Origin of the sequence: Elioraea sp., from assembly GCF_022842375.1 — a bacterium.
In the GTDB taxonomy this organism is placed as follows: domain Bacteria; phylum Pseudomonadota; class Alphaproteobacteria; order Acetobacterales; family Acetobacteraceae; genus Elioraea_A.
Window position 1 is genome coordinate 1 of sequence record NZ_JALHPR010000056.1, and the last position, 9,762, is coordinate 9,762.

8 protein-coding genes are annotated in these 9,762 nt (G+C 73.0%); 4 read left to right on the forward strand and 4 right to left on the reverse strand.

The window, feature by feature from the left end:
- Positions 1-186: 186 nt before the first annotated feature.
- Genes Q0C38_RS22590 through Q0C38_RS22605 form a run of 4 tightly spaced genes read right to left on the reverse strand, consistent with a single transcriptional unit; the run spans position 187 to position 7,079 of the window.
- Positions 187-2,283 (reverse strand): hypothetical protein, encoded by a 2,097-nt coding sequence (locus Q0C38_RS22590; RefSeq protein ID WP_291299400.1) that lies wholly within the window; start codon positions 2,281-2,283, stop codon positions 187-189.
- A 16-nt stretch (positions 2,284-2,299) separates the two neighbouring features.
- On the reverse strand, positions 2,300-5,041 hold the full coding sequence (locus Q0C38_RS22595) for a DUF4159 domain-containing protein (protein ID WP_291299401.1): 2,742 nt from the start codon (positions 5,039-5,041) through the stop codon (positions 2,300-2,302).
- 3 nt (positions 5,042-5,044) lie between these two features.
- Entirely contained in the window at positions 5,045-5,995 is a 951-nt protein-coding gene (locus Q0C38_RS22600; RefSeq protein WP_291299402.1) for a DUF58 domain-containing protein, read from the reverse strand.
- Between the two features lie 49 nt (positions 5,996-6,044).
- Positions 6,045-7,079, reverse strand: a complete 1,035-nt coding sequence (locus tag Q0C38_RS22605; protein ID WP_291299406.1) for a MoxR family ATPase — start codon at positions 7,077-7,079, stop codon at positions 6,045-6,047.
- Between the two features lie 298 nt (positions 7,080-7,377).
- On the opposite strand from Q0C38_RS22605, the gene Q0C38_RS22610 reads away from it, so the two are divergent.
- The 4 genes from Q0C38_RS22610 to Q0C38_RS22625 all read left to right on the forward strand — a co-directional run.
- Positions 7,378-7,953 carry a DUF1285 domain-containing protein gene (locus Q0C38_RS22610; protein ID WP_291299403.1) on the forward strand — a complete coding sequence of 192 codons (576 nt, stop codon included), beginning with the start codon at positions 7,378-7,380 and terminating at the stop codon, positions 7,951-7,953.
- Positions 7,954-8,050: 97 nt separating this feature from the next.
- A complete protein-coding gene (locus Q0C38_RS22615; RefSeq protein WP_291299404.1) occupies positions 8,051-8,686 on the forward strand; it encodes a CoA pyrophosphatase in 636 nt (211 codons plus the stop codon).
- Positions 8,687-8,711: 25 nt separating this feature from the next.
- A complete protein-coding gene (locus Q0C38_RS22620; RefSeq protein ID WP_291299405.1) occupies positions 8,712-8,966 on the forward strand; it encodes a DUF6111 family protein in 255 nt (84 codons plus the stop codon).
- A gap of 13 nt (positions 8,967-8,979) precedes the next feature.
- Positions 8,980-9,762, forward strand: a 783-nt coding sequence (locus tag Q0C38_RS22625; protein WP_408870062.1) for a CCA tRNA nucleotidyltransferase, incomplete at its 3' end; no start/stop codon positions are given.

A 9,762-nucleotide genomic window follows, 5' to 3' on the forward strand; every position in this document is an offset into this window, starting at 1 on the left:
CGCGGCGTCGTCTCCGCCGCCGGCGCGCCCGGGCCGGACGGCGCCTGCTGCGCCACTGCGGGCAGGGCAAGGAGGAGGGAGGCCGCGAGGGCAGGAAGGGCAAGTCGTGTCATCGCCACTCCTATACAGCCTCGCGGTGGGCTCCGCACCTCATGCATGCTCTCACCCATGCTCGCACCCATTCTCTCACCGGCCCTCGCGCCGCCAGGCCCAGACCAGGCCGCCGACGATGAACAGCAGCGCTGCCCAGGGCGGCATCAGCGGCAGGTCGGCGATGCCGGTGACGAGATGGTCACGGTTGCGGCGAAGCCCGATCCAGCCCTGCCCTGACGTGTCGCGGCCGGCAGCGACCGGGCGGAGGTTCGGGACGCCCGCCGCCGAAAGCCAGGTGACGGAGCCGCCGGAAAGCCGGGCCGCCGCCTGGGACGGCTGGTCCGAGGCACGCAGGTCGGCAATCTCGGCCGGGTTCGCGGCACCGGCTGCGGCGAAGGCGAAGCGCGTGCCGTCGCTGATCCGCCACACGCCAGGCTCGGTCGCGGGCAGTTCCAGCATCGCCCGCCCGGGGCCGGCCTCGGTCGCCGCATGGCGCGTCACGGTGCCGGACGGGCTCGTCACCTCGAGCTGCGGCGGCTCGCCCTCGGCGATCGAGCGGCGCTCGACGATCAGCCGCTCGCCGTCGATGCGCGCGCGAAGGTCCTCCTCCTCGAGGTCGGGCTCCTTCATGAGCCAGTGCGCGGCGCGGCGGAGGATTTCCGCCTGCGGGCCTCCGCCGTCATGGCTGCGCGACCAGAGCCAGATCTGGTCCGAGAGGAGGAGGGCGACGCGCCCCTCGCCGACGCGGTCGACGATCAGCAGCGGCTCGCCCGCCGCACCGCTCATCAGCGCCGAACCGCGCGGGGCGGCGGCATCGATGCGGCGATACCAGCGGCCCCAGGCGGCATCGGCATCGCCCGCGTTCGCACCCGGCAGCGCGGTGGTGACGGGGTGACGCTCGCCAAGGTCGGTCACGCGCGGGCGGAATGCGGCTTCCGCGACGCGTCCGGTGGGGGAGGCGGGCAGGACCTGGCCGAGCGGGGTGTTGTAGAGGCTCGCCGGGCCGACGAACTCGGGGCCGACCGAGAGCAGCAGCCCGCCGCCGCCGCGCACGTACTCGGCGATGTTGCGGAGGTAGACCGGCGGCAGGATGCCGCGATTGGTGAAGCGGTCGAAGATGATCAGGTCGAACTCGCGCAGCTTCACCTGGAACAGCTCGCGCACCGGGAAGGCGATCAGCGCGAGCTCGTTCAGCGGCGTCAGGTCGTCCTTCTCCGGCGGGCGGAGAATGGTGAAGTGAACGAGGTCGACATTCGGGTCGGCCTTCAGCAGGCGCCGCCAGGTGCGCTGCCCGGCATGCGGCTCACCCGACACGAGCAGCACGCGGAGGCGGTCACGCACGCCGTTGATCTGCACCACGGCGCGGTTGTTGATCGGGCTGACCTCGCCCTCCAGCGGCTCCGCCTCGAGCTCGATCACGGTCTGCCCGGCGCGTTCGATGGGCACGGTGATGCGGTGCTCGCGCCCCGCCTGCACCTGCACGCGGCGGGGCGCCGTGGCATCGCGACGCTCGATCAGCGTGACGGGAGCCCCCTCGCGCGCGCCACCGAGATCCTCGACGACGACGCGGAGTTCGACCGACCGGCCAACGATGCCGAAGCCCGGCGCCTCGATGATGCGGACGCGGCGGTCGGTCTCGCCGGGGCGGCCGGTGAGCAGCATGTGGAAGGGCGCGCCGCCCGTCGCCGCCGCCACGGCATCGGCGCTGGCGTCGGGCGCGTCATGCACCTGGCCGTCGGTGATGGCGATGGTCGCGGCGAGGCGCGAGCGCGGCACCTCGGCCAGCGCCCGGGCCAGGCCCTCGAAGGCGCGCGTGCCCGTGCTGCCCTGTTCCGGCACTGTGACGGTGCGCAGCTCGAGGCCGGGGATGCGGCGTGCCTGTTCCTCGATCGCGGCCTTCGCCGCCGCCGTCGCCTCGCGCCGCTCGCCAACGCGGGTGGACGCGCTTTCGTCGACCAGCAGCACCGCGATGTCGGGCAGCCCCTCGCGGCTTTCCTGCACCAGCCGCGGATTGGCGAGCGCGAGCAGCAGCACGGCGAGGACGAAGGCGCGGAGCGGGGCGCCGCGCGCGCGGCGCCAGAACGCGAGTGCGACGAGAAGCAGCGACGCAATCGCGAGGGCGGCCAGCAGCGGCAGCGGCAGCAGCGGATCGAACGCGACGGCGGTGAGCGCGCGGCCAGATGCTTCCATCGCTACTGGCCCCCCATCACTGGCCCAGCCGTTCGAGCAGCACCGGCACGTGCACCTGGTCGCCCTTGTAGTTGCCGGTGAGCGCGTACATCACGAGGTTGACCCCGAAACGATAGGCGAGCAGCCGCTGCCGCGCCCCGCCGGGAACGGTGGCGTAGGGGTTGCGCCCCTGTGCATCCACGGCCCAGGCGGCGGCCCAGTCATGCCCGCCGATGATGACTGGGCTGACGCTGTCGTTCGCGCGGTCCTGGTCACGTTGCACCCACACCTGACCGCCGACCCAGCGGCCGGGGAAATCCGTCAGCAGGTAGAAGGCGCGGGCGAGCACATGGTCGGCCGGAACGGGGGCGAGTGCGGGGATCGAGAGCCCCCGCGTCAGCCGCCGCAGCTGCGCATCGCCGCCCGCGTTCATGCCCTGGCCGGAGCCTGCGTCGCGCGTATCGAGCATCAGGATGCCGCCCTGGCGCATGAAGTCGTTCAGCGCCGCGATGCCGGCGGCGTCGAGCCCCGCCTGTTCGGTCGTCATCGGCCAGTAGATCAGCGGGTAGAAGGAGAGCTCGTCCTGCCCGGGCCTGACGCCCATCGGCTCGCCCAAATTGGCGGCGGTGCGGCGGTTCACGAAATCGGTCAGGCCCGCGAGGCCGGCGCGCGAGACGTCATCCGCAGCACCTGCCCCCGTCACGACGTAGGCCAGCCGCGTCTCGATCGCTGCCTGGACGGGAGCGGTCTGCGCGACGGACGGTGCGGCGGCGAGCAGGAGGAGGGCGACGGCGGCACCGCGCGCCGCAGCCGGCCCTGACGAAGCAGGCAGGGGGCGGACGAGGCCGCGCAGGACGAGCGAGAGCATGAGGTCGACCAGCACGAGCACGAGGGCGAGGCCCAGCAGCAGGGGGCGAAGGTCACGCTCCGTCGCTTCCTGGTCGAGCATGCGCGTCTCCACCCCGGCGGGCATCGCGCCGAAGGGCCTGAGCGCGCCGGCGGCGGGGCCGAGGTTCAGCGCCACGCGCGCAGCCTCTGGCCCGTAGAAGCCCGGCGGGTGGCGCGGCGAGGGTGCCTCGCGCCCGATCGCCGCGGCGGAGAGGCCGGCGGCGAAGGGCGGCGGCGGGCTGAGGCGGCCGAAGCCGTCGAGCGATTCGTAGGGTGCGAGAACCGCCTCGCCAGCACCGGTGCCGATGCCGGTGGAGAGCTGCACCAGCCGCTGCAGCATCTCGAGGAACAGCCCCGACAGCGGCAGCGACGACCATTCGGTGTTGGCCGTGATGTGGAACAGCACCATCGTTCCCCGCCCGCGCTGCTCGCCGGTGACGAGCGGCGTGCCATCGGCGAGCCTCGCCCAGGTGCGGTTGGCCAGCACGATCGACGGCTCGGCCAGCACCTGGCGGGTCACGCGAACCTCGGCCGGGACCGTGAGGCCGAAGAACGGCGAGCCTTCGGGGAAGGCCGCCAGCGCTGCCGGCTGCTGCCACGAGAGAGCGCCGCCGAGTTGCCGGTCGCCGGCCCGGAGCGTCACGGGGAGCAGCTGGTCGGGCCGCGCGGCAAGCCGGGGGCCGGCGAAGCGCACCAGCACGCCGCCGTCGTTCACCCAGCGTGCCAGGAGGTCGCGCTCGGGCTCCGTCAGCGTGTCGACGTCCGACAGCACGATCACGGCGATGTCGCGGGCCAGCAGCTCGCGCACCGTGCCGCGGCGGAGCTCGGTGAAGGGGGAGAGGGCGCGGTCGAGATAGTAGAGTTCACCCAGCAGCGGCTGGTCGGCGGTCTCGGCGTTGCCCGCGATCAGCCCGACGGGGCGGCGGCGCCAGCGTTCGTCGAGCAGCGCGACGGAGCCTGCCGTCGCCCCATTCTCGATCACGAGCGAGGTGAGGCGGTTGCGCAACTCCGGCGGCAGCGTGAGCGGCACCTCGGCCGTCGTCGCGCCCGCTGGCATCATGGCGGTGGCGCGGGCGAGCGTCCGGCCATCGGCGGTGCGGGCGAGAACCGCGACCTCGACCTCGGCCGGCACCGGCAGCGAGGCGACGCGCGCGACGATCCGCCCCGGCTCCGACACCGGCGCGCCGAGGGTGCGCGGCGTGGCCCCGGCCGGTGGCGCGATCACCGTCAGCGGCCCGAGGGCGGCGAGCGATGCGGCGAGCTGCGAGGCATCATCATCGTTTCCATGGCTGAGCCCATCGGCGACCCACACGACCGAGAGGCCCGGCTGGCCACGCAGCTGCTCGGCGGCGCGCCGGGCGGTGGCGCGGTCAGGCTGCCAGGGGCGGGGGCGAAGGGCGGCGACGCGCTCGCGCATGTCCTGCGCCGGCATGGCGGCCGAGACGCGCGGCGGCTCACCCCGGTCCGACGGCGCGGTGGCGAGCAGCATCACCGGCCGGCCGGCACGTTCGGCACGATCAAGCGCGGTCTCGATCGCCGCGACGCGTTGCGGCCAGCCCTGGCCTGCGGCCCAGCCGTCATCCACCACGATGAGCAATGGGCCAGACCCGCCGGCCCCGCTGCCGGCGTTCAGCACGGGGCGTGCGAGGCCGATGATCACCAGTGCTGCGGCGAGGATGCGCAGCAGCAGCAGCCACCAGGGCGTGCGCGCGGCCGTCTCGTCGCGCCGGGGAATGTCGAGCAGCAGGCGAACGGCGGGAAAGCTGAGCAGCTTGGGCGCCGGCGGGGTGACGCGCAGCAGCCAGATCAGCACCGGCAGCGCGATCAGCGCGGCCAGCAGCCACGGATGGGCAAAGCCGATCGCGGCGAGGCCCGCTCCCCCCCCGTCCATCGCCTACACAGCCCTGCCGGCGCGATCGGGCGCAAGCGCAAGGTAGAGGCCGAGCAGTGCGCTCTCGGGCGAGGCATCGGTGCGGTGGGTGCCGAAGGTCCAGCCGGCCGCGGCGGCGATCGCCTTCAGCCCTTCACGCTGGGCGGCAAGCCGCTGCATGTAGTCGCCCCGCATTCCTTCCACCTTGCCGATCAGGGCCGCACCCTCGTGCTCGAGCCCCTCGAAGCGGATGCGGCCGCGGAAGGGCAGCGCCTCCTCGGCAGGGTCGAGCACCTGGAGCATGTGGCCGGTGACGGGGATGGTCGCAAACCGCGCCACCGCCTGCTGCACGTCAGGCAAAGGCGAGAGGAAATCGCCGATCAGCACGACGCGGCCGTGGCGGGGCAGCTGTTCCGCCGTCGGCAGGCCGGAGACGGCGCCGGCATCGCCGCGGCGGGTGACGGCTTCGGCCAGCATCTCGATCATCGGACGTCCCGAGACGGGCCGCATGCCGTGCCCGAGCAGGGCCACACGCTCGCCCCCCCTCAGCAGCAGCGAGGCGAGAGCGAGCGTCAGCACCTCGACGCGATCGACCTTCTCCGGCAGCCGGTCGGACGACCGCCAGCGCATCGAGGCCGACGCATCGCGCCAGATCCATACGCTCTGCGCCGCTTCCCACTCGGTCTCGCGCACATAGGTGCGGTCGCTCTTGGCGGATTGGCGCCAGTCGATCCGCGAGATCGCGTCGCCTGGCAGGAAGGGGCGGAACTGCCAGAAGCTGTCGCCCTGGCCGACGCGGCGGCGGCCGTGCACGCCCTGCGCCACGGTCGCCGCCACGCGCTCGGCCGCAACGAGGAGCGGCGGCAGGCGGGCAGACAGCAACTCGGCATGCCGGGCACGGGCGAAGGCGCGCGCCCCCGATGCTCCCTGCTGGCCGGCCGAGCTGCCCGCGCCTTCTGCTGCGGGCTCTCTCACGATGTTGTCCTTTCTTCCCCCCGCTGCGATCGCCGCATCACGGGGGGGGTCACCCAAGAAGCTCCGTCAGCCGGTCGATCACCTCGGACAGGCGCACGCCATCGGCGCGCGCGGCGAAATTGAGCGCCATGCGATGCCGCAGCACGGGGTGGGCGAGTGCCACCACGTCGTCCACCGAGGGCGAGAGCCGGCCATCGAGAACCGCGCGGGCGCGGCAGGCGAGCATCAGCGCCTGGGCCGCGCGTGGGCCCGGCCCCCAGGCGAGGTGGCGCTTCACCGCCTCGATCGGCGTCGTCTCCGGCCGGCCTGCGCGCACCAGGGTGAGGATCGATTCGAGGACCGTCTCGCCAACGGGCATGCGGCGTATCACCGCCTGCGCGGCCTGGAGCTCGGCCGCCGACATCGCCTGGCGCGGCTTCTCGTCAGCCGAACCGGTGGTGGCGAGCAGCATCGTGCGCTCGGCGTCGAGGCCTGGGTAGCGGACCTCGACCTCGAGCAGGAAGCGGTCGAGCTGCGCTTCGGGCAGCGGATAGGTGCCTTCCTGCTCGATCGGGTTCTGGGTCGCGAGAACGTGAAAGGGCTGCGGCAGCTTGTGGACGACGCCGCCGACGGCGACCCTGTTCTCCTGCATGGCCTGCAGCAGCGCCGATTGCGTGCGCGGCGAGGCGCGGTTGATCTCGTCCGCCATCAGCAGCTGGCAGAAGATGGGCCCCGGCACGAAGCGGAAGCTCCGCCGTCCCTCGGCGCTCTCGTCGAGCACCTCGGAGCCGATGATGTCGGCCGGCATCAGGTCGGGCGTGAACTGCACACGCTTCTCGGCAAGTCCCAGGACGGTGCCGAGCGTCTCGACCAGCTTGGTCTTGCCGAGGCCGGGAACGCCGACGAGCAGCACATGCCCACCGGCGAGAATCGTGATCAGCGTCTGATCGACCACGTCCTGCTGGCCGAAGATGACGCGCCCGATGGCCTCGCGGACCTTGGCGATGGCCGCCGTGAGCGCTTCGACATCCGCAATCAACGCGGTCGGATCGACGGGAACGCCTGCGATTCCGCCGGTCTCGGCGGTCGTCCCTGGTGCCAGCATCGTCGCTCCTGCCACGTGGATCACCTCCGGCCCTTCAATCGCGACCATGATGCTACCTATATACGTGCTGCACTGGAAAGCTGCGCTTGGGGGTCACGCGCTCGTGACGGTTGTTTTCGCTTCTCTGCACCGCCTGCCCTGCACCGCCGCCGACAGCGAAAGCGGGCACGGGCATGCGCGCCTCGACGCGCGTGGCTGCGAGGCCATGCCCGGCAGGGCGCCCGGGAGCCTGCCCGGGAGTCTGCCCGGGAGCTTGCCCGGGATTTTGCCCGGCATCACGCCCGGGATGCCGCCCGCGATGGCTGACCGCCAGCCCATCCCCGGACTCGCGCTGACGCCGCCGGCACCGCGCCGGAGGCCCGTGCAGGTGCTCTGCGGTGATCTCGCGCTGCGCATCGGGCGCGACGGCACCTGGCACTACCAGGACAGCCCGATCCGCCGGAAGGAGCTGGTCTGCCTCTTCGCCTCCTGCCTGAAGCGCGTGAATGGCGAGTACTGGATCGAGACGCCGGCCGAGAAGGGCCGCATCCTCGTCGAGGACGTTCCGTTCGTCGCGGTCGAGCTCTTCTGGTCGAAGGGCGAATGCGGCGACGGCGCCAAAGGGAAAGGTGACGGCCAGGCCCTCTCATTCCGCACCAATATCGACGAGGTGGTCACCGCCGGCCCCGCCCACCCGATCAGGGTGGCCCGCGACGTCGTGACCTGCCTGCCGACCCCCTACGTGATGGTGCGTGACGGGCTTGAGGCGCGGATCGGCCGGGCCGTCTACTACGAGCTGGTGGCCCTCGCGGTGCCCGAGCGTGTGCATGGCGAGCGTGTGCTGGGCGTCTGGAGCCGTGGCGTGTTCTTCCCCCTCGGCAGCGCCGAGGAGTGAGGTGCGCGTCGCCGCCCGCATCCTCCCGCCTCCCGCGATGCCGCCCCCCCAGCTGCCGCCCCCCCAGCTGCCGCCCCGCGAGCTGGCGACGCAAGTCATGCTGAAGCGTGCGATGCTGACGGAGGATGATGTCGCGCTCAGGCTCGACGCCGCCGCCCGTCGCGCGCCGGTGGCCATCGACGACCGCCCGGTGAACGGCTTCCCGCCCGGCGAGAGGATCGCGGGTGTCGGGCCGCTCATCCCGGCAGCCGTTCTCGTGCCGATCATCGCCCACCCGGACCCCACCGTGCTGCTGACGCTGCGCGGCCGTCACCTGAAGGCGCATGCCGGGCAGGTGTCGTTCCCCGGCGGGCGGATCGAGGCGACCGACGCCCACCCCGAGGCCGCCGCACTGCGCGAGGCGGCGGAGGAGATCGGCCTTGCCGCCGGTGCCGCGCGGATCGTCGGCCGGCTTGGCGAGCACATCACCGGCACGGGCTACAGCGTCACGCCCGTCGTCGCGCTGCTGCGCCCGCCGCTCGTGCTCCGCCCTGACCCGGGCGAGGTGGACGAGGTGTTCGAACTCCCCCTCGCCGACGTGCTCGACCCGGCCGCCCAGAGCTTCGAGGAGCGCGTGATCCTCGGCCGCGCCAGGCGCTTCTGGGTCGTGCGGCATGAGCGGCACCTCATCTGGGGGGCCACGGCCGCGATGCTGGTCGCCCTCGGCCGCGCGCTGCGCGACGATGCCGCCTGACTGAACAGATAACCCGGGAACAACGATGCGCGCCGCACTGCAGGCCCTGATCCCCTTCCTCATTCCCTTCGCCCTCTACTTCGCCTGGGCGTGGGTGGCGCGGCGCGAGGTGATCGCCGATCCGCGCGCTGCCCCCTGGCTCACGCTCTCCGGGGCCGGCGTCATCCTGTCGGCCGCGGCACTCCTGGTGTTCGCCGAGTTCACCGCGCTCCAGGATGGCGACACCTACGTCCCGGCGCGGATCGAGAACGGGCGGATCGTCGACGGCAGCTCGCGGTAGGGCGCGGGGGGGCGTGGACGCGACCCGCTTCCGCATCGCACCACCAGCCGTCCTCGCCGCGCCCGCCGTCGCCGCCGTTCTCGACGCACTTCCGCGGGCCCGTCTCGTTGGTGGTGCGGTCCGCGACGCGATCGCCGGCCTTCCGCTCGCCGATATCGACCTTGCCACGCCCGATGCACCTGAGGCGGTGATGGCCGCCCTTGCTGCCGGCGGCACCAAGGTCGTGCCGACCGGGCTTGCCCACGGCACGGTGACGGCGGTGGCCGATGGCAGGCCGATCGAGATCACCACGCTGCGTCGCGATGTCGCGACCGATGGCCGGCACGCCGTGGTCGCCTTCACCGATGACTGGCACGAGGATGCGGCGCGGCGCGACTTCACCATCAACGCCATGTCGATGACGCGCGCAGGCGTGGTGGAGGATTGGTTCGGCGGGCGCGGCGACCTCGCCGCCGGCCGCGTGCGGTTCGTGGGCGACCCGGGCCGGCGCATCGCCGAGGATTATCTCCGCGCGCTGCGCTTCTTCCGGTTCCAGGCCCGCTATGGGCAGGGCGAGGCTGATGCGGCAGCGCTCGCGGCGATCGGTGATGCCGTGCCGGGGCTTGCCCGCCTCTCGATGGAGCGTGTCTGGTCGGAACTGAAGCGCATCCTCGCTGCCCCCGATCCGACGGGGGCGCTCGCGCTGATGGCCGCGACTGGCGTTCTTGCCGCCGTGCTTCCGGAGGCGACCGGCCGCGTGGCGCTCGCCGGCCTCGTCGCCGCCGGCGCGCCGGCCGATCCCCTGCTGCGGCTCGCG

Coding starts and splice junctions, on each gene's coding strand:
- Q0C38_RS22610 (WP_291299403.1), top strand. CDS start 7,378: ATGGCTGACCGCCAGCCCATCCCCGGACTCGCGCTGACGCCGCCGGCA.
- Q0C38_RS22620 (WP_291299405.1), top strand. CDS start 8,712: ATGCGCGCCGCACTGCAGGCCCTGATCCCCTTCCTCATTCCCTTCGCC.
- Q0C38_RS22590 (WP_291299400.1), bottom strand. CDS start 2,283: ATGGAAGCATCTGGCCGCGCGCTCACCGCCGTCGCGTTCGATCCGCTG.
- Q0C38_RS22595 (WP_291299401.1), bottom strand. CDS start 5,041: ATGGACGGGGGGGGAGCGGGCCTCGCCGCGATCGGCTTTGCCCATCCG.
- Q0C38_RS22615 (WP_291299404.1), top strand. CDS start 8,051: ATGCTGAAGCGTGCGATGCTGACGGAGGATGATGTCGCGCTCAGGCTC.
- Q0C38_RS22605 (WP_291299406.1), bottom strand. CDS start 7,079: ATGCTGGCACCAGGGACGACCGCCGAGACCGGCGGAATCGCAGGCGTT.